This window comes from Marinomonas sp. 63XJN7_7_ISO-PGPR-S23-202, assembly GCF_056173505.1.
The window spans coordinates 4,570,859-4,590,559 of sequence record NZ_CM149677.1 but is presented as its reverse complement, the minus strand read 5'-3'; the positions used below and the strand labels follow the sequence as shown (position 1 = coordinate 4,590,559).

At 44.7% G+C, this 19,701-nt stretch carries 16 protein-coding genes; 11 read left to right on the top strand and 5 right to left on the bottom strand.

Annotation, left to right across the window (positions count from 1 at the left end; all coding sequences use genetic code 11):
* The first annotated feature begins 37 nt into the window (after positions 1-37).
* The 11 genes from AC0VYG_RS21105 to greA all read left to right on the top strand — a co-directional run bounded on the left by AC0VYG_RS21105 (position 38) and on the right by greA (position 13,177).
* Positions 38-2,335, top strand: a complete 2,298-nt coding sequence (locus tag AC0VYG_RS21105; RefSeq protein ID WP_475429846.1) for a TonB-dependent receptor — start codon at positions 38-40, stop codon at positions 2,333-2,335.
* A 68-nt stretch (positions 2,336-2,403) separates the two neighbouring features.
* Complete coding sequence (locus AC0VYG_RS21100) at positions 2,404-3,000, top strand: MotA/TolQ/ExbB proton channel family protein (protein WP_217491189.1); 597 nt, start codon at positions 2,404-2,406, stop codon at positions 2,998-3,000.
* Positions 3,001-3,320: 320 nt separating this feature from the next.
* The gene (locus AC0VYG_RS21095) at positions 3,321-3,698 is read left to right on the top strand and encodes a hypothetical protein (RefSeq protein WP_475429845.1); all 378 of its coding nucleotides are present in this window, start codon (positions 3,321-3,323) and stop codon (positions 3,696-3,698) included.
* An 842-nt stretch (positions 3,699-4,540) separates the two neighbouring features.
* The gene (thiL, locus tag AC0VYG_RS21090; protein WP_475429844.1) at positions 4,541-5,491 is read left to right on the top strand and encodes a thiamine-phosphate kinase; all 951 of its coding nucleotides are present in this window, start codon (positions 4,541-4,543) and stop codon (positions 5,489-5,491) included.
* A 62-nt stretch (positions 5,492-5,553) separates the two neighbouring features.
* Positions 5,554-6,036: a phosphatidylglycerophosphatase A family protein gene (locus AC0VYG_RS21085; protein ID WP_067020270.1), complete on the top strand. Its 483-nt coding sequence runs from the start codon at positions 5,554-5,556 to the stop codon at positions 6,034-6,036.
* Between the two features lie 126 nt (positions 6,037-6,162).
* Positions 6,163-6,978: a hypothetical protein gene (locus AC0VYG_RS21080; protein WP_475429843.1), complete on the top strand. Its 816-nt coding sequence runs from the start codon at positions 6,163-6,165 to the stop codon at positions 6,976-6,978.
* 36 nt (positions 6,979-7,014) lie between these two features.
* Positions 7,015-7,530 carry a GNAT family N-acetyltransferase gene (locus AC0VYG_RS21075; RefSeq protein ID WP_475429842.1) on the top strand — a complete coding sequence of 172 codons (516 nt, stop codon included), beginning with the start codon at positions 7,015-7,017 and terminating at the stop codon, positions 7,528-7,530.
* Positions 7,527-8,078, top strand: coding sequence for a DJ-1 family glyoxalase III (locus AC0VYG_RS21070; protein WP_067020279.1), 552 nt, complete (start codon positions 7,527-7,529; stop codon positions 8,076-8,078). Before AC0VYG_RS21075 ends, AC0VYG_RS21070 begins: the two co-directional genes overlap by 4 nt.
* A gap of 261 nt (positions 8,079-8,339) precedes the next feature.
* Positions 8,340-9,470, top strand: coding sequence for a glutamine-hydrolyzing carbamoyl-phosphate synthase small subunit (gene carA / locus AC0VYG_RS21065; RefSeq protein WP_475429841.1), 1,131 nt, complete (start codon positions 8,340-8,342; stop codon positions 9,468-9,470).
* A 15-nt stretch (positions 9,471-9,485) separates the two neighbouring features.
* Complete coding sequence (gene carB, locus AC0VYG_RS21060; protein WP_475429840.1) at positions 9,486-12,701, top strand: carbamoyl-phosphate synthase large subunit; 3,216 nt, start codon at positions 9,486-9,488, stop codon at positions 12,699-12,701.
* A complete protein-coding gene (gene greA, locus AC0VYG_RS21055) occupies positions 12,701-13,177 on the top strand; it encodes a transcription elongation factor GreA (protein WP_175365329.1) in 477 nt (158 codons plus the stop codon). The genes carB and greA overlap by 1 nt, the downstream gene beginning before the upstream one ends.
* Before the next feature lie 82 nt (positions 13,178-13,259).
* Here the strand turns inward: greA and AC0VYG_RS21050 are convergent, their stop codons facing one another.
* The 5 genes from AC0VYG_RS21050 to AC0VYG_RS21030 form a co-directional block, all read right to left on the bottom strand.
* Complete coding sequence (locus AC0VYG_RS21050; protein WP_475429839.1) at positions 13,260-14,867, bottom strand: GMC family oxidoreductase; 1,608 nt, start codon at positions 14,865-14,867, stop codon at positions 13,260-13,262.
* Positions 14,868-14,930: 63 nt separating this feature from the next.
* Positions 14,931-15,638 (bottom strand): ABC transporter ATP-binding protein, encoded by a 708-nt coding sequence (locus AC0VYG_RS21045; protein WP_475429838.1) that lies wholly within the window; start codon positions 15,636-15,638, stop codon positions 14,931-14,933.
* On the bottom strand, positions 15,638-17,338 hold the full coding sequence (locus tag AC0VYG_RS21040; RefSeq protein WP_475429837.1) for a branched-chain amino acid ABC transporter ATP-binding protein/permease: 1,701 nt from the start codon (positions 17,336-17,338) through the stop codon (positions 15,638-15,640). Before AC0VYG_RS21040 ends, AC0VYG_RS21045 begins: the two co-directional genes overlap by 1 nt.
* Positions 17,322-18,188, bottom strand: coding sequence for a branched-chain amino acid ABC transporter permease (locus tag AC0VYG_RS21035; protein WP_475429836.1), 867 nt, complete (start codon positions 18,186-18,188; stop codon positions 17,322-17,324). Before AC0VYG_RS21035 ends, AC0VYG_RS21040 begins: the two co-directional genes overlap by 17 nt.
* A gap of 38 nt (positions 18,189-18,226) precedes the next feature.
* A complete protein-coding gene (locus AC0VYG_RS21030) occupies positions 18,227-19,393 on the bottom strand; it encodes an ABC transporter substrate-binding protein (protein ID WP_475429835.1) in 1,167 nt (388 codons plus the stop codon).
* Between the last annotated feature and the right edge of the window lie 308 nt (positions 19,394-19,701).

The window sequence follows — 19,701 nt, the reverse complement described above, 5'->3', positions numbered from 1 at the left end:
GACGATCCGTTCATAAATTATTAAGAGGAGTTAATAAATGAACAATGGTAGGTTTTTCCTAGGACTAATGGGCGTTGGCTTAATTGGTAGCGTATCCAGCTATGTATTTGCTAGTGACTCAGTCGATGTCGGCACAGTGAGTGTGGAAGGACAAGCGAAGGACAGCGGACAAATGGTCCAGGAAGACGCTGCCAAAGCTCGTTCTACCGTCACAAAGGAAGCATTGAATAAACAGGCGTCGACAGAAAATGGCATTGATAAATTAAAATATACACCTGGTATGTCTGTTATCAGTAATGATGATACGGGTCTTAGTGGTTTTCAATTCACTATGCGAGGCATGGATGCAAGCCAAATAGGAGTGACAATGGATGGTATTCCTATTAATGACTCAGGCAATTATAAGGTATATCCTAACTTGTTAGGTGACCCTGAAAATCTGGAGGAAGTTTTTGTTACTCAAGGTACGTCAGACAGCGATGCTCCCCATATAGGATCTAGTGGTGGCAATATAGGATTGGTTTCTGTAAGACCAACGAAAGATTCAGGGGCTTTTGTTAAACAGATTTTCGGCAGTCATAACTTAAAGAAAACATTTGTACGTTTCAATACTGGTAATATTGGTGGTTTTGAAAACTATTTATCTCTGTCTCACGCCACCTCGGAAAAATGGAAAGGTCCTGGTGATATAAAAGCAGATAAAATAGAGCTTAACTCTCTTTGGAGAGGAGATGATGGAAATAGCGTTAATGCTATTATTAAATGGCATAGGCAAGAAGGTATTGAATATGGAACACCAACATTATCTCAATATCATGCCAACCACAAATTCGACCTTCCTGATAGAATAGAAACTAAAACTAAAAATGGCTCTCGATATATTTCAGGTAGCTATTATAAGCAAGCTCAGAACCCGTTTGAAAATATCACCTCTTCCGTTACTGGACGGTTTCATATTAGTGACTCTTTGCTTTTTACCGTTTCTCCCTATTTCTATGTGGCAAATGGTGGAGGGGCGTCAGCATTTATTCAGAATCTAAACAGTGGTTCTAATAAAGGTGGCATATATGATCTTAGTAATCTAAAAACTTCAAATCAATATAAAGAAGATGGCGTATTGACATCAGGTAGCTACTATCGCCCCTTTTGGACTGAAACCTGGCGCCCAGGTATTACGACAAAATTCGATTGGGCTTCCAGTATGGTCAATAATGTTGAAGTGGGCTACTGGTATGAACGAGCAAGACAACGTCAAAGTAAGCCTTATATTCCTCTTAATAGTGATGGTAGTCCATCAGATATATGGGCTAATTTCGATAACCCTAATCAAGTGAAAGATGCGAATGGTAGAACCGTTCAAGGGCGCCAGTATATTACGATTACGCCAGCGCAAAAGATTTTCTTAAATGATACTTGGAATGCCACCGATAATTTGACTTTATTTGGAGGTGTAAATTATACCCATGTTAAGCGCGAAGGTAATAATAAAGGAAGCTTGTTTGATCAACCTAAAAAAGTGTCGGCCACTTATTCCCATGTATTACCGAATGCAAGTGTTAAATATCAAGTGAATAATAATAATTCGGTTTTTTATAATGTATCTGAAAATATGCGTACACCACAAAATTATGCTCTTTATAATGCTGGTGATTCTATTAGTACAAAACCAGAGCTAAGTTGGAATAATGAGTTAGGCTGGCGTTATCAATCAGATGCTATCAACTACAGTGCTACACTCTATCATTTAGCCTTTACGAATAGACAAATTTCTACTAAAAACAGTGATAACCAATATATTATGAAAAATATTGGTAAAGTGGTTAACTCGGGAATAGAACTTGAGCTTAGTGGTCTGCTTCCTCAGAACTTTAATTATTATGCTTCTTATACTTATACAAAGTCTGAGCAAAAAAATGATATATCCTCTAATGGCGTGACTTTGCCAACAAAAGGTAATCAAGTTGCTGGGGTACCAAAGCATATACTTAACCTTATGTTAGGATATGATAATGGTATCTATTATGGGTCACTAGCTGAGCATATTGTAGGGAAACAATACGGCGATATGACAAACGAACAGTCTATTCCTGGTTACGGTATTCTTGATCTTTCGCTAGGCTATCGTATTCCATATGTATCTACGACAATAAAAAAACCAACAGTGCGTTTATCTGTCAATAACTTGCTCAATAAAGACTACCTTTCTGGTGTTGATTCGAACTCTTTCTCTTCACAAAAACATACAAGTAATGGTAATACCTATAAAGCGAGTAGCCCACGATATTTAGTGGGGGAGGAGCGTTTTTTTGAGGTTTCACTAGAAGCTAGTTTTTAATTTAGTCTAAGAAAAATTGTTTTCAAATCAATTTTTTATTGTTAATAGGGTTTTTCATGAATATAGATATGAATTTTATACATGACGCAACATTTTACATCATGTATTTTGCTTCCATTGTTGGTGTTTTTGTTATTGTTGAGAGAAGTATTTATTTTTCGTTTACCTTGCGTCAGTCTCGTAAGCTTGAAAAAGTATTAAAACAGCGGATTCGCCAATTTGATGATATTCCGGAGACAGTTCGAAGTAAGAATTGTTTACCTCTTGCTCTACTGAAAGAGTTTTTTGAAGGGGTTGGCGAAGTCAGTTCCCATAATGAATTGGAAGATTTAAGCCAAGCCATTTACATCTCAATGAGAGGGCTGCTCGTCAAAAGGTTGTGGATTTTAGAGGCTATCGTTGCCGGGGCTCCATTGCTTGGTTTGCTGGGCACTATTTTTGGTATTATTGATACATTCAAAGCGTTGGCGGAGTCTGGAGTATCTGACCCTAGTTTGGTGTCTAAGAGTATTGGTTCGGCTTTATATGCAACGGCGTTAGGTATTGGTATTGCCGTTGTGGGGCTGACCTTCAATCATCGTCTACAAGATCGCCTTGAGCTGATTAATGATCACTTAAAAATACTGTTACTTCGTGCTGGTTTAGATATTAAGGAGCAAAAATAGCCCCAAAAGGGGTGATAAATTATTCACAATTTAGTTTACTATGATTTCTCTGGTTTCTATAAGGTTTTATATTTTTATAAAATATTACTGTCATGGATGACTATTAGACTTTCTATTGTGGGTACAAAAACTTACCTACATTTAGAAGGCACTCGGTTCATATTATTAAATAATTATTCTTAATTTTTACCTCTCTCAAATGACGAAATAAATGCAGTTTCTGGAGCTAGTGCAGGTGCTATTGCGGGGTTTGTCGAAGGTGGGCCAGTTGGAGCTGTTGTGGGATGAGGTATAGGCTATGCGAGTTATGAGATTGGTGAATGGTTGGATTCACGAGCCAAGAAAGTGCAGAGCTATTTAATAATGGCTCTGCACTACTTATGGAAAATATAAAGAGGTGTTTTGTGATGTTGAAATTTTTCGAGAGGCTTTTGGTTTTTCTAGGAAAAAACCGTATAGTTATTTTTACAGGGCTTATACTTCCATCTCTATTTGGTGTTATCTTCTCAGTGCAAATACCTGAGTTGTTTTTATTAATATGGTATGTTTTTTTAGGAGTGGTTGTAGCTGCTAGGTATCGCAATAAAAAAGATAATATAGGATGGTCAATCTATCCTATTGTTATAATATCAATACTTATATTATACAAAGTAAGTTATTTTTTGGGAGAGTGGGCGGATAAATTAATTCATCATTAAATTTTTTTGTTTTTTTACCTGAACTAAAACAGGAAAATAATTCGCTATTTTGGAGTTTCTATAGTAGAGGAAAACTTTATTTTTGCTCATCATAGATCTCTAAAGAAAAGGTAAGCGTTTGATTTTTAGGAGAGGAGTTGTTGCAAGAAATAATATTTTTCCAATAGAGTATGTTTTTCTATTTGGCTCCTTCGTTAATGCTAGCTTCAAACCTTATTCTTATATTGATGTTGTCAATTAGGTGTCACACGAGTGGTGATTGCTCATAGACAAGAGTCTATTCAGTTAGCAGAAAAAATATTTGATGTGGCTAATGCTAATATCCATCAAGCGGTGACTCAGCCAATAACAATTTAACAGTGCCATTCTTAGAAGTCTGACTCCACTCTGTTTTTTCTTTTTTTCTGAAAGCCAACAATATAGATTACTGCTCAATATGTAATCTGGACATAGGGTGAAGAGTAATTGAAAAGGTGTTTCTTATTAGACGATACCTTCTTTATTTTTATAAAAATCCCTGGTCGATGTCCTGTGTTGTTCACTTAAGAAGAGAGCGTTGAGATCTACAGCTTAGCGGCTTTTTGAGATTTTAACCGTTTGAGGTGTTGCTGTCCTCTCGAGCGTCTTTCAAAAAAACACCATTCTCTGGGAGTGTACTTTGGTGATAAATTTCTTCAATAAACGTTAACGTCACAAATCAGGGGCGGTCCGTTATCACGCGATAGGCCTTGTTTTGCTTCTGACATCCACTCCACAATCTAGTATCCTTCTGCTTTCACATTACACTTGCCAAACATCAGGATGATGATCTGGTCGGTTATGTCAGTAGTAAGGGTAGGTTTTTGAAAGAATTCGAGTTGATCAAACATATCTTCCAGGCCTCGATGATGGCGAATACGCGTGGTCGTGAGGATATTTTGCTGGGGATTGGGGACGATTGCGCTCAGGTACAGGTGCCAGCAGGGCAAAGTCTAGTGTTTTCCATGGATACCTTGGTGGAAGGGCGACATTTTCCTTTTGATGCGGATCCTGTGGATATTGGTTATCGAGCGGTGGCAACCTGTGTGAGCGACTTGGCTGCTATGGGGGCAAAGCCCGCTTTTTTTACCTTGGGACTGACGATTCAGGAGTCGGATCCCCAGTGGTTAGCAGGGTTAGCCCAAGGGATGGCGGAGTTGGCCGAACCAATAGGGCTGATTCTAGTGGGTGGAGATACCACTAAAGGGCCGTTAACCCTTACTTTGCAAGTACATGGATACGTGGAGGCTGATCAAGTACCATTACGAGCTAATGCCAAAGTCGGTGACGATATCTACATCACTGGTTTATTGGGCGATGCCGCTGCCGCTGTTCCAATCGTGACTGGAGAGCTGCATGTGACCAGTGAACGATTTGATTATTTTTATGAGCGCTTTTGGCGGCCTCAACCTCGCTTAATTGCTGGTATGGCGCTTAAACGTGTTGTGCATTCCATGATGGATATTTCCGATGGCTTAGCACAAGATATTCAGCATATTTTAACGGCTTCCAACGTGGGAGCGCATTTGGAAGCAAACGCTTTGCCAATTTCGTCAGAGTTAGTGGCGTGGCAACCCGAGTCGGCGTTATCATTAGCCTTAACAGGTGGTGATGATTATGAGTTGTGTTTTACTGCCCCATCAAGCGCTGCCCAAGACATTCAACTGATCATTCAAACGTTGCATCTACCCTGTGTGAAAGTTGGGACTATTGTTGAGTCTGGCTTTACCATTAACGGATACGATGGCGATCTTGGTGGTTGGCAGCATTTTTAGTAGGGCATTGGCGCGTGTAAAAGCTGTGCAAAGCTCTTGACGATAATTAACGGACATTATTCATGACACATCCTGTTCCTGCGTCGATTTGGCGTAATCCTATTCATTTTCTTGCCTTTGGCTTAGGATCGGGGGCTGCCCCTAAAGCTCCGGGTACGTTTGGTACTTTAGCGGCGATTATTCCTTTCTTTTTTATTTGGCAGTATTTGTCTGATATTCAGTATTTTTTTATGTTGGTTGCGGCTTCTTTATTGGGTATTTTTCTGTGCCATAAAACGGCCAAAGACCTAGGAGTACACGATCATTCTGGTATTGTATGGGATGAGTTTGTCGGCTTTTGGATTACCATGTGGTTAGCGCCAACGGGCTGGCTGTATATTGCCGTGGGGTTTGTGTTATTCCGTTTATTTGATATTTTGAAACCTTGGCCGATTTCTTGGTTTGATAAAAATGTTCATGGCGGTTTTGGTATTATGATTGACGATATTCTCGCCGGTGTTGCGGCGTTTGCGGTGATGCAGCTATTAGCGCACTTTGTTTGGTAAATGCTCTTTGGTCGTCGGCTGTTTGGCAAAAGCACATAGATTGTTTTTATAAGCATGTCGATTTAATGAGAGCATCCTTGTTTTTGTGGTGTGATCATTGTCTTTTTCGTTGAAATAAAGGGTGTTATGACGCAGGAATTGGATCATCAGCAGGCGTTTCAGGTGCATTGCTTGGCCCAAATTGGGGTGATGACTTGGCTGCCAGACAATCAGGTCGCATCGGGAACGGTTTTTTATCCCGCTAATCCTTGGCCGATGGATCAAGCGTTTGAGCCAGTTGCTAAAACTCAAGTGATTGCGGATCAGATGCAAGGCTTTGGTGTGGTTGAAAAGCCGCCGCAAGTGGTGGCGCCTGAAGCGAAAGAACAATCTGTTGCCAATTTGCGTGAGCAGCTTAATGCTGGCCCCGATATTATTGTCGAAGATCTGCAGCCAATCGAAGAGTACGCCGTCGACATTGATGTCCCCGTAGAAGACGCTGAGCCGACTAAACGTAAGATCATGCGTCTTGAACTGCGTGCGTTTGCCCTGGCGAATCAGTTGCTTATTTTGACAGAGGTGCCAACGGCGTTCACTCAGCAGGAAGACATTGAGCGCTTAGCATTGAAAATGGGCCAAGCACTTTTAAAACAGCCGATTGAAGAGTGGTCGAGCAGTGCCTTATCGTGGCCTGGTGGTCTTAGAAATCCATACTTTGTACCGCGTCAAGATTGGTTGTTGGGTGCGTTAGAAGGCTTCGTACAGCGTGTTAGTAAGTCCTTCCTATCACCGCCTAAAATAGTGCTAGCTGGTGCTAGCATTGGCGAGCTATTTGATGAACTACCAAGTGACAGCCCATTAAACGCCTTCCCGGTCGCTCGTATTGTCAGTCTACCTGAGTTATTTCGTATTCCTGAGTTGCGCAAAGAAGCATGGCAAATCATGCAAACAGCCCTTTTCTAATAATTTATCGGTGTGACACGATTTGGAGTTGTGTAAATGATCCATACAGTTAACTTGCCGCAGCATCGTATTCGTTCCGCCTCAATAGAGGATCTTGAGGCGATTGTGCTCCTTGATATGGATTCTAATCCACATCCTTGGGGGGAGAATCTGATCAAAGACGCCTTGGCGACTCGCCAAAACTGGGTCATTGAAAGTTGTGATGAGCAGGGTAGTATAAACATTTCTGCTTGGCTGACGGCGTCCATGTTATTTGAGCAATCTGAACTTGAGCTCATTGTGGTTGATCGTTTTTTTCGTCGACAAGGCTTAGCAAGAAAATTGATGGCACATTGGTTCGACGCTATCAAGCGGCAAAATATGAGCAGAGAACAGCCTGTCAGTGAGTGTTTACTTGAGGTGCGGGAATCGAACTTAGGCGCGATTACCCTATATAAATCGCTTGGCTTTGAATTGATGGGACGGCGTAAAAACTACTATCAAAGCGAGCAGGGTAATGAAGCGGCGCTGTTGTTTAATCTAACCATTTCATATCAAGGAGAAAGACCATGAGTAACGTATTAGTTCCCATTGCCAATGGCAGTGAAGATATTGAAGCCATTACCATTATTGATGTACTACGCCGTGGTGGTGTCGAGGTGACAGTCGCCAGTATAGAAGAGGCTAAGCAAGTGACAATGGCGTTTGGGAGTAAGCTAGAAGCGGACGTGCTATTGACCGATGTGGCGGACAAACAATACGATGCTATTGTTCTGCCTGGCGGAATGCCTGGGGCAGAGCATCTACGTGACTGTGAGCTTTTGATCGATATGTTGGAAAAACACGATATTCAGGATGCGCTACTCTGCGCCATTTGTGCCTCACCAGCACTAGTATTTGGTACCCATGGTTTTGTGGTTGATAAACAGGCTACTTGCTATCCTAGTTTTGAAAAAGGGTTAACGGGTGCGGAATATGTTTCTGATCAGCCTGTGGTGATGGATGGCAATATTATTACCAGTCAAGGCCCAGCAACAGCCATGGCGTTTGCCCTTGGCGTATTGGCGAATCTTGAAGGCTACGAAGCCACACAAAAGGTTGCCGATGGGTTGTTGTGCTAGTCGTAGGTCGTACCTGAAATTAATCCTGACCAAAAAGTCAAGAGTGAATTTGCTTTAATCGTGAGTTTTTACCTATTTTTGACGCTATTGAGTGGACGCCATGGGTGTATCAGAGTAGAATTGGGCAGATTTTTTGAACGCGAGTTCTATTGATATTTGGTCAATAGATGAACGGCAAAAACGCAATTTCTTAAAAGCGAGATGAGCCGCCGGTTTATCTCGCTTTTTTGCAACCTGATAGGCTCTAAATGGGAGGTTCCTTTGGCAACATCAGCGATTCTGGCTCTGGAAGATGGCACAATTTTTAAAGGGGTGTCGATCGGAGCAGATGGCTCCTCAACCGCCGAAGTAGTATTTAACACTTCGATGACTGGTTATCAAGAAATTCTTACTGATCCTTCCTATGCTCGACAAATGGTCACTCTGACCTATCCCCACATTGGCAACACTGGCGTTAACTCTGAAGACGAAGAATCCAAACAAGTATGGTGTGAGGGGTTAATTATCCGTGACTTACCATTACTGGCAAGCAGTTGGCGTAAAGAGGAAGACTTAGATGTTTACCTAAAACGCAAAGGGGTAGTCGGCATCGCCGACATTGATACACGTAAACTCACGCGTATTTTGCGAGAAAAAGGTGCGCAAGCGGGCTGTATCATGGCAGGTGATGATCTTGATGAAGAGGCGGCGATTGCTGCTGCGCGAGCTTTCCCTGGCCTAAAAGGTATGGACCTTGCGAAAGAGGTGACCTCAGAAGTCTCTTACCAGTGGACAGAGTCTACTTGGGATCTGGTAAACGGTCACACCATTCCAGCGTCTTTTGACTTCCATGTTGTTGCTTATGATTTTGGCGTGAAGACAAACATTTTGCGTATGTTGGTCGAACGTGGCTGCCGTTTGACGGTTGTGCCAGCGAAAACGCCAGCAAGTGATGTACTTGCGCTTAATCCAGATGGGGTTTTCCTTTCCAATGGTCCGGGTGATCCAGAACCATGTGATTACGCGATCCAAGCTATCAAAGACATCTTGGAGACTGACATTCCTGTGTTTGGTATCTGTCTTGGACACCAGTTGTTGGCCCTTGCTAGCGGTGCAACTACTAAGAAAATGAAGTTCGGTCACCATGGGGCTAACCACCCAGTTCAAGACATCAAAAAAGGCACTGTGATGATTACCAGCCAAAACCACGGTTTTGCGGTGGACGAAGACACGCTGCCTGCGAATCTTGAAGCGACTCACAAATCCTTGTTCGACGGTTCTTTGCAAGGTATTGCGCGAACAGATAAAAAGGCGTTTAGCTTCCAAGGTCACCCAGAAGCGAGCCCAGGGCCACACGACGTTGCGCCACTGTTCGATCAGTTTATCGAAAACATCAAAGCCACCAAAGCCTGAGCAGGAACGAATACTATGCCAAAGCGTACTGACATAAAAAGCGTCTTAATTTTAGGTGCAGGCCCTATTGTCATCGGTCAAGCCTGTGAATTTGACTACTCCGGTGCTCAAGCGTGTAAAGCACTTCGTGAAGAAGGCTTCCGCGTTATTCTGGTGAACTCTAACCCAGCGACCATCATGACCGACCCTGTCATGGCCGATGCCACTTACATTGAGCCGATTGAGTGGCAAACTGTTGAGAAGATTATTGAGAAAGAGCGCCCAGATGCGGTGTTACCAACTATGGGTGGGCAAACCGCTCTGAACTGTGCGCTGGATCTTGAACGCCACGGTGTATTAGAAAAATACAACTGCGAAATGATCGGTGCCACAGCGGATGCCATCGACAAAGCCGAAGATCGTCACCGTTTTGACGAGGCAATGAAAGCGATTGGTTTGGAATGTCCTCGTGCTGGCATTGCACACAACATGGAAGAAGCCCTGAAAGTGCAAGCGGAAGTGGGCTTCCCTTGTATTATCCGTCCTTCTTTCACCATGGGCGGAAGCGGTGGTGGTATCGCTTATAACATGGAAGAGTTCGACGAAATCTGTACTCGTGGTTTGGATCTATCCCCAACCAATGAACTGCTGATCGATGAATCTTTGATCGGTTGGAAAGAGTACGAAATGGAAGTGGTTCGTGATAAGAACGACAACTGTATCATCGTTTGTGCCATCGAAAACTTCGACGCCATGGGGGTACACACAGGTGACTCAATCACCGTCGCCCCAGCGCAAACCCTGACCGACAAAGAATACCAAATCATGCGTAATGCCTCGTTGGCCGTATTACGTGAAATCGGTGTTGAAACTGGTGGTTCCAACGTTCAGTTTGGCATGGATCCGAAGACAGGCCGCTTGGTGGTCATCGAAATGAACCCTCGTGTGTCGCGCTCTTCTGCTTTGGCGTCAAAAGCAACGGGTTTCCCTATTGCAAAAATCGCGGCGAAATTAGCCATCGGCTACACCTTGGATGAATTGAAAAACGACATCACAGGTGGGCAAACACCAGCCAGCTTCGAGCCTGCGATTGACTACGTTGTAACGAAAATTCCGCGTTTCACGTTCGAGAAATTCCCGCAAGCGAATGACCGCCTGACGACGCAAATGAAGTCAGTCGGTGAAGTGATGGCGATTGGCCGTAACTTCCAAGAGTCACTACAAAAAGCATTACGTGGCCTAGAAACTGGCTCGGATGGGTTTAATCCCCAGCTGGATTTCAGTGAAGAAAACAGTAAAGAAAAATTGGCGTTTGAACTGCAATCACCCGGCTCTGACCGTATTTGGTACATTGGTGATGCGTTCCGTTCAGGCATGTCTGTTGACGATGTTTATCAAGTCACAGGTATCGACCCTTGGTTCTTGGTACAAATTGAAGATTTGATCAAAGAAGAAGTGGCCTTGGCAGACAAAGGTCTGGCCGACATGACCTACGATGTGTTGCGTCGTCTAAAACGCAAGGGCTTCTCTGATGCACGTCTTGCAAGCTTATTAAGTGTGACAGAAAAGTCCATGCGTGAGCGTCGTTATTTGATGAAGGTGCACCCCGTCTACAAACGTGTGGACACTTGTGCGGCAGAATTTGCGACCAATACCGCGTACATGTACTCCACTTATGAAGACGAGTGTGAAGCGGCCCCGACTGATCGTGAAAAAGTGATTATCCTAGGGGGCGGTCCAAATCGTATCGGCCAAGGTATTGAGTTTGACTACTGCTGTGTTCACGCGGCACTAGGATTACGTGAAGACGGTTACGAAACCATCATGGTGAACTGTAACCCAGAAACAGTATCGACGGATTATGATACCTCCGATCGTTTGTATTTCGAGCCAGTCACGCTAGAAGATGTGCTAGAAATTGTCCGCACGGAAAAACCCACAGGGGTGATTGTGCAGTTTGGTGGACAAACGCCACTGAAAATTGCCCGCGCGCTGCAGAACGAAGGGGTGCCGATCATCGGTACGACACCTGAGTCGATTGACCGTGCCGAAGACCGTGAGCGTTTCCAAAGCATGATTCAGCGCCTAGGTTACAAACAGCCTCATAATGCGACAGTGCGCAGTGTTGAACAGGCGGCGGCAAAAGCAGCTGACATCGGTTACCCACTTGTGGTCCGTCCATCTTATGTACTAGGTGGTCGTGCGATGGAAATCGTCTACAACGAAAAAGAACTGATGCGCTACATGACCAGTGCGGTAAAAGTCTCCAACGACAGCCCTGTGTTACTGGATCACTTCTTGAATGCGGCCATTGAGATCGATATCGACTGTATCTGTGATGGTCATCAAGTGGTGATCGGCGGCATTATGCAGCACATTGAGCAAGCTGGCGTCCACTCTGGTGACTCTGCCTGCTCTTTGCCACCTTACTCACTGTCTAGCGATGTTCAAGATCAAATCCGTGAAATGATCAAAAACATGGCCCTTGAGTTGGGTGTGGTTGGTTTGATGAACACGCAGCTTGCGGTTCAAGATGGCGAAATTTATGTAATCGAAGTGAACCCTCGTGCCTCACGTACCGTGCCTTTCGTTTCTAAGTGTATCGGTCGTTCTTTAGCACAAGTGGCCGCTTTGGTTATGGCCGGTAAGACACTAGCAGAGCTTGGTTTTACTGAAGAAATCATTCCCGCCTACTACAGTGTGAAAGAAGCCGTTTTCCCATTCAATAAGTTCCAGGGTGTCGATCCGATTCTTGGACCTGAAATGAAGTCAACGGGTGAAGTGATGGGCGTGGGTGATACCTTCGCCGAAGCCTTCGGTAAAGCGGCATTAGGCGGTGGTACGGTGTTACCGACGTCTGGTCGTGCCTTTATCAGTGTCCGTGATATGGACAAAGATGGGGCCGTGGAGGTGGCGCGTCGTTTGCTTGAGCAAGGCTTTAATTTAGTGGCAACAGAAGGGACGGCGAAACACTTAACGGCCCATGGTGTGCCCGTTGATAAAGTCAATAAGGTCAACGAGGGTCGTCCGCATATTGTTGATATGCTGAAAAACGGTGAAATTGACTACATCATTAATACCACTGCCGGAACGCAAGCCATTGCCGACTCTTCTGTGATTCGCCGTACAGCATTACTGCGCAAGGTTTGTTACACTACGACATTGGCCGGTGCTGAAGCGACAAGTATGGCGATCAGCTTGAAAGGTGAAACCAAAGTTAGAAGATTGCAAGATTTGCACTTGGGGAAATAATGAAAAAAGTACCAATGACGGTGGAAGGAGAGGCTCGTCTCCGCCAAGAGCTTAACCACCTTAAATCCGTAGTTCGTCCTCGCGTGATTGCTGATATTGCAGAAGCACGTGAACATGGCGATTTAAAAGAAAATGCAGAATATCACGCGGCGCGTGAAGAACAAGGCTTTACAGAAGGTCGTATTAAAGAGATCGAAGGGAAATTAGCGGACTCACAAGTGATTGATGTCAAAGCGATGCCAGCCACGGGGAAAGTGGTTTTTGGCACGACGGTGACCTTGTTCAATGTAGATACCGAAGACACTGTTACCTATCAAATTGTGGGTGACGATGAGGCAGACGTGAAATTGAAGAAAATTTCTTATGCGTCTCCGATCGCAAAAGCCATTATTGGGAAAGAAGAGGGTGACGAAGTCACTGTCAAAATCCCAAGTGGTGAAGCGGTGTATGAGATCGAGAAAGTCGAATACATTTAATCTTCGCTATTCTCTAGGAAATCAAAAAAAGAAATCAAAAAACCACGATGCATCAGCCTCGTGGTTTTTTTGTTTAAAGGACTTAGGCCAGATCATTTAGAATGGATTGTGTGCCTTTCTCACCGATCATGACGGCGACTGCATTGGTATTACCGCTAGGGATTTGAGGACAAATGGAAAGATCAATCACGCGTAAATGTTGAATACCATGGACCTTTAGGTCTTGATCCGTGACACTGTTTGTCGGGTTGTTGCCCATGCAACAGGTACCTCCTGGGTGATAAACGGTTTTGATATCCCTGCGTATAAAGTCCTCTATGGCTTGGGTATCTTCCGGGTTGATGTTCTCAGGTACGATGATCTCTTTGATCAGTGATTTTAAGGCTGGTGTTGCAAACATTTTTAGGCCTAATTGTACGGCCCTGATGTGAGCGTCCACATCTTCTCGATGATCCAGAAAGTTGGTGTCGATCTCAACCATATCGTTTGGATTGCTACTCTTTAGTCTGACCTCGCCGCGAGATTTTGGTTGTAAATAGCCCACTTTTATTGTGATGCCATGCTGTTCTGCAGCGGATTTTTCACCTGGGGTATTATCAAAATTATCCAATACAGGGAGAAAGTGCATCTGAATATCGGGCCGACCTTGTCCGCAGGTATCGACAACGCCAGCCCCTTCTAATACGTTAGACGTCAGTAACCCTTTTTTTAAAATGAGCCACTCTAAAGCATGTTTCAGTGATTTTAGGCCTTTATCTTCTCCATATAGACTGTTGTTACCTTTTATGGAAGCGTTGATGGATAAGTGCAAATGGTCGTGAAAATTTTTGCCAACGGGGAGGTCGGCTTTTACCGGGATATTTAATGACTCAAGATGCTCTTTGGGACCAATGCCTGACAACATCAATATTTTAGGGTTGCCAAAGGTGCCAGAACTTAAGATAACCTCCTTTCGGCTGCGCACCTCAATGGGTTCGGCTCCGGCAATACTGACGACCACACCTTTCGCTTGGTTATCTTCGATAAGGATTTTATGCACCGTGGCTTGAGTGATAACCTCGATATTAGGACTATTTTTGACAGAGGCTAAATAAGTACGAGAGGTGCTACCACGGGTGCCATTGAAACTGGCGAGTTGGTATAGACCAATGCCTTCTTGGGTCGCGCCGTTAAAATCAGTGATATATGGCAAGCCTAATTCTTGTCCAGCACGAACAAATGCCATGGTAAGCGGGTGACGATAACGATTATCGCTGATGCGGAACAAACCGTCGTTTCCATGGTACTGATCAGCTAAGCTTTCATTATTTTCGGCTTTTTTATAAAACGGCAAGACCTTCTCATAGGACCACTGATCGCACCCCCACTGGCTTGCCCAGGCATCATAATCTTCTTTTTGTCCGCGCATATAGATCATGCCATTGACCGCACTGCCGCCGCCCAGCCCTTTTCCTTGAGCGATCAGCATTTCTCTATTATTAGCATTTTTTATAGGGAGTGTGGTGTAAGGCCATGATGCGGTTTGAAAGATTTTTAAGGCCCCCGCTGGCATTACAAACAGCATGCCATCGTTTTTTTCACCGGCTTCGAGTAGCAAGACTTTTCCCGCATTCGCATGGACGAGTTGAGCGGCGACAACACAGCCTGCTGAGCCCGCACCGACGACAATATAGTCATATTCGTTGAGCATTTTCTGTCCCCTCATGGTTGGTTTGGTCTGCGAGTTGTGTTCTGTTAGACCCTTTCTGTTAGATCAGTGCATTCCCATATAAGCGTTATGCAATCTGGTATGATCACCTCTTAACGCTTCGCAGGTCTCATTTAATACGCATTCACCATGTACTAGCACCGCGGCTCGATCTCCCACTTCTAATGCGGCATTGGCAAACTGTTCCACCAATAAAATGGCCATGCCACTTTGTTTCAGCTCTTTTAAAATGGGTAAGAAGCGACTGACCACAATGGGGGCGAGTCCTAGAGACAGCTCATCAATTAACATGACATCGGGGGATTTAATGATGGAACGAGCTAACACGATCATTTGCTGTTCACCCCCTGATAACATTCCGGCAGCGGTGTTAAGACGCTTTGCTAATTCAGGGAAAAGCTCTAATGTGCGTGCCATGCCCTGATCGGCTTGTTCTTTATTGTCACAGGCCGCGCGAATATTCTGTTCGACACTTAAGTGAGAAAATATCTGGCGGCCTTGCTCCACATAGCTCAAACCAGCCCGAACGCGTTCTAATCTTCCTAATTGGTCGATGGCGTTACCATGCAGATGAATGGAACCTTGTTGAGTAGGAATAACATGGCTAATGGCATCTAATAATGTGCTTTTACCTGCTCCATTCGGGCCCAGAAGCACCGTGATTTCGCCGCATGGAATATCGAGAGAAAGGTCGCGGATGATTAACGCGCCACTGCGTTGAATATGAAGGTTTTGTAATTGGATCCCTTTCATTAGGCTGCTCCTAAGTAGGCTTCGACAACAGACGGATCATTTAACGTTTCCTCAACAGGCCCTGCGGCTAAGACTTCACCATATTCCAAGACAATCAAATCGCTACAGACGTGACGGATTAGGCTCATATCGTGCTCTATCAACAGCACCGTGCAGCCAAATAACGCAGGGATTTGACGGATTAAGTTACCAAGGTGTTCCGATTCTACCGAGCTCATTCCCGCAGCCGGTTCGTCTAATAGCAAGACTTTAGGCTTAGACATGAGGGCTCCAGCAATTTCCACTAAGCGTCGCGTCCCGACATCAATGTGTGCAATCAGGGTGTTTTGGTGGGGACAGGCGAGTTGATTGAGCAGTGTTGGTAAACGGTGCTCTTGGAATTGTCTTCCAGAAGCAAGGTGGATGTATTGCTTGATGGTCAATTCTGGTACAGCACGACCCTGTTGGAAGGTACGGCGCAGCCCCATATTGGCGCGTTTAAACGCGGGTTGGGTGTCTAATTTGTCTTGTTCAAGAGTTATCTCACCGCTCATCGTCGGGCAAAAGCCACTAATCACATCAACAAGTGAAGATTTCCCTGCTCCATTAGGGCCAATGAGTCCGGTGACTTTGCCCGGAGCCAATGTAAAGCTGACATTATTTAAGGCTTTGACGGCACCGTAAGACAAGCTGACGTTTTTCAGTGACATTGAAGCATAGTGGAAAGATGGCATACGCGTGGTTGTATCCACTTTTGGGTGTTTTGCTTCTGCTTTGTTGTTTTTCGTCTCTGAAGGAGCATTTTTGGCCGAGGGGACCTTGTTCTTGGCATTTTGGCTGAGGGCAAAAATTGCTCCACACGCAAACATCAGATCAGCAATGTCTTTCCATTCCCCTAGTCCGACTAGGCTTAAGATCTGAGGGGTAAACCAAGTTAATACGCCTGCAAACAAGGCGCCGGAAAGAAAGCGCGATTTTGCTAAAATTGCCAGCGCAAAGATGATGAGTGATGCATAGGGCTCAAAGTTTTGTGAGGTAATGTTGCCCAGTTGCATCAAGAGTAATGAACCAGAAATGCCCGCAATAAAGGCACCTGATACAAAAGCCATCACCTTGCTAATCGAGACATTAATACCTAAGGAGGCGGCGGCTCGTTCGCTATAACGCACGGCAAACCAAGAGGCACCAGTGGGTTGTTGCTCAATCCACACAATCCCGCGACTAATGACAAAGGTGATGGCAATCACAAAGAGCAAATAGGGCTTTTCATCGTACAGCCAGTCTGGCCGATCAAAGCTATAACCTTCCATCATGCCAGGAAGCTCTACCCGAGTCAGAACGATGTAAATCGCCAAGGCAAATGAGAGGGTGATGATGGCAAGGTTAATGCCCCTTACTCTAAGTGTTGGCACAATTAATAACAGACCAAGGGTTGCTGCGCTTAGGCCACTTAACAGCAAAATCAATAAAATGGGCATGTTCGGAAAGTGAAAACCAAGCCACATTGCCACCCAAGCCCCGACACCACTTAAGCCCACCTGACACAGGGAAATGATTCCCGCACGTTCTGTGCTAATCCCGATACTTAAACAGGTAATGGCGGTCAGTAATACGGAAGTAAACAGAAATGTGTAGTAGGGCGATAACCAAATACTCGCGATCGCAAGTAAGAGCAAGGCGCAATCGCCCCCTAAAGCGTATTTTTTAAGCACGTTGACCATCCCATTTATCCTTACGTTTTGTCCAAAGAAGAATGATTAAGATCACTGGCAGGTAGATGGTTTGAGCATAAGCCGCCATCAACGAGTTAGACAGAATAAAGGCCTCTAATATGCCCAGTACTAAGCCACCAATGAGTGTCCAATAAAAATGATGAAACGCCCCAATTAGCGCAGTGCACAGAGCGGGGATGATCAGCAAGCTTAAAGACGCATAATTGGCATTACGTGCTGACGAGGTAATAATGATGAGCATGGCCAAGGCCGACATGCCACCAGCAATGCTCCAGATGAGAATCGTCAGTTTTTTTGAGGGAATACCAATTAACTCAGCCGTGGTTGGTTTAGCGGCAAAGGCTTGTAAGCGAATACCAATATGGGTTTTGTTGATAAATCGATCTAAACTGGCCGCCAATATGATCGACAGCAACAAGGAGGTAACCAACCCACCATCTAAATTAACATTCCCCAGTGTGATACCGAGTTGCTCAAACAATGCGGGTGCTTGTCTGGGGCTGTCCCCAAACAAGCGTGTCCCTAGGGATAAAAAGCCCACCATCAGAGCAATTGCCACAGAAGAGCGTGTGCCAATATCACTGTCATTGAACCAGCGGGCCATAATCAGCCCGGAAAAAGCACCCACTAGGCTGCTAATAATGATCCCGATGATGGCGGCTAACCACAGTGGCGTTTTGATATCACTGAGTACTAAGAAGCTGTAACTACCAAATAAGCCAATGGTGGTTTGGGCAAAGTTGACCACGCCTCCCATGCGAGAAAGTAGAGTGATACAGAGTCCTAGAGAAGCATAGGCGGCACCAATAACGAGACCTGATGCAATCGTATCTAACATAAGCAGAGTCCTATTCTAAAAAGACATTATGGATAGCGTTATTTTGTATCAATACGAATAAAGTTTGGGGTGACGACATCCCAGTGCCCTTTGTTGAGCTCTAAGAATTTTGTAGCGGATTTGGACAGATGATCCGCCGTCTTAGCCATATCCAAAGGTGTCCCCATTAATGGATTCGTGAGTGCTTTCGCTCCGGTGCTACTGCGTAATTGTGCAGTGATGCTTTGACGCGTAATGGGTCCTTTTATTTGTTTCATGGCTTGGACTAATAAGGTGGCAGAGATATACCCTCCCTGTGCAAAAGACGAGAGTGGCACATGGGCTTTGTTCATGAGATTTCGCCAGTCGTCTAAGGCATGGTTGTTACTCATGAAGGGTTCGTATTCTGAGTTTGCATATACCTTACCCGGGTAGTCCTTTGCGGCTTTAGCAAAGCCTGATGTGTAGGCGGGGGTTAGGAAAACCGTGGTAATCTTGGTGAGGTTCTGCATCTCCATCGCTTTTAACCAAGCAAGGTCCATCTGTTCTGCGCCAGAAAAGACAATAGCGTTGCAGTTGGCCGAACGAGCATCCAATACATGGGGGGTCATATCGTCATTAGGGAGAACGGTCGTGTCTAGCAGTTTGAGCTTTTTGCCTGTCATCTTCTCATATTGTGCGACGGCCCACTTATTTCCCGCTGCGTGTGAAGGAATGCCCATTAAGAAAGCGCAGACATTTTTCTTTTTGAGGATTTCTGATGTGAAGTACAGGGCTGCGAGTGTTCCTCTGGCTGGGCCTACGCTGACGGGGCCAAAGGCTTTTTTCTTATAACAACTGAACTCGCCTGCAACGCCTGGTAAAGATAAGATACCACGGCGATCATACAGTCTGGCATTGACGGTACAGTCTTGCAGACTGGCCGATCCCGCAAAGGCTAAAACCCCATCAGAATCAACCAGTTCACGAGCTGCTTGAGCCGTCACTCCCGCATCTCCTTTATCATCTTGCAGTAGGTATTCAATTTTTCGCCCTTGAATACCGCCTTCTTTGTTGACGCGATCAAAGACCGCTTGAGCGGCGGCTGGCGCTTCCGGTAAGGTCATGGCGCCAGAAAGCGTGGCAAGCCCGCCTATTTTGATTGGTGAGGTATCAGCATAACTGGTTGTTGTGAGTGGGAGCAGGGTTAATGCGAGTGATGTGGTGACTATGTTTTTAATTTTCATCTTGTTCCTCTTTCTCTGATATTGTGTTTTTTGACTATTTTTAAACCAATTTAACCAAAAATAATATAGTTATTTTCATAATGTGAGATTAAGCATTATTTGTGCCATTTTCTCTTTTATTGTTAAGTGGTGATTTTGATTGGCTTTTTTCTGTTGCTGTCAAAAAGGCTTGCAAAGATGTCTTTACAATCCTTGGCCTAAAAAGGACGGGGCGCACGTTTATGATGCGCAAAAAGTGTTCAGCGAAGTGTCAAAAAAGAGAGCGGTGTGAATTTTCGGGGTGAAGCTATGCGATTTTTCTCGATGAG

Coding starts and splice junctions, on each gene's coding strand:
- AC0VYG_RS21105 (WP_475429846.1), top strand. CDS start 38: ATGAACAATGGTAGGTTTTTCCTAGGACTAATGGGCGTTGGCTTAATT.
- AC0VYG_RS21100 (WP_217491189.1), top strand. CDS start 2,404: ATGAATTTTATACATGACGCAACATTTTACATCATGTATTTTGCTTCC.
- AC0VYG_RS21095 (WP_475429845.1), top strand. CDS start 3,321: ATGGTTGGATTCACGAGCCAAGAAAGTGCAGAGCTATTTAATAATGGC.
- AC0VYG_RS21085 (WP_067020270.1), top strand. CDS start 5,554: ATGACACATCCTGTTCCTGCGTCGATTTGGCGTAATCCTATTCATTTT.
- AC0VYG_RS21080 (WP_475429843.1), top strand. CDS start 6,163: ATGACGCAGGAATTGGATCATCAGCAGGCGTTTCAGGTGCATTGCTTG.
- AC0VYG_RS21075 (WP_475429842.1), top strand. CDS start 7,015: ATGATCCATACAGTTAACTTGCCGCAGCATCGTATTCGTTCCGCCTCA.
- AC0VYG_RS21070 (WP_067020279.1), top strand. CDS start 7,527: ATGAGTAACGTATTAGTTCCCATTGCCAATGGCAGTGAAGATATTGAA.
- carB (WP_475429840.1), top strand. CDS start 9,486: ATGCCAAAGCGTACTGACATAAAAAGCGTCTTAATTTTAGGTGCAGGC.
- greA (WP_175365329.1), top strand. CDS start 12,701: ATGAAAAAAGTACCAATGACGGTGGAAGGAGAGGCTCGTCTCCGCCAA.
- AC0VYG_RS21050 (WP_475429839.1), bottom strand. CDS start 14,867: ATGCTCAACGAATATGACTATATTGTCGTCGGTGCGGGCTCAGCAGGC.
- AC0VYG_RS21045 (WP_475429838.1), bottom strand. CDS start 15,638: ATGAAAGGGATCCAATTACAAAACCTTCATATTCAACGCAGTGGCGCG.
- AC0VYG_RS21040 (WP_475429837.1), bottom strand. CDS start 17,338: ATGGTCAACGTGCTTAAAAAATACGCTTTAGGGGGCGATTGCGCCTTG.
- AC0VYG_RS21035 (WP_475429836.1), bottom strand. CDS start 18,188: ATGTTAGATACGATTGCATCAGGTCTCGTTATTGGTGCCGCCTATGCT.
- AC0VYG_RS21030 (WP_475429835.1), bottom strand. CDS start 19,393: ATGAAAATTAAAAACATAGTCACCACATCACTCGCATTAACCCTGCTC.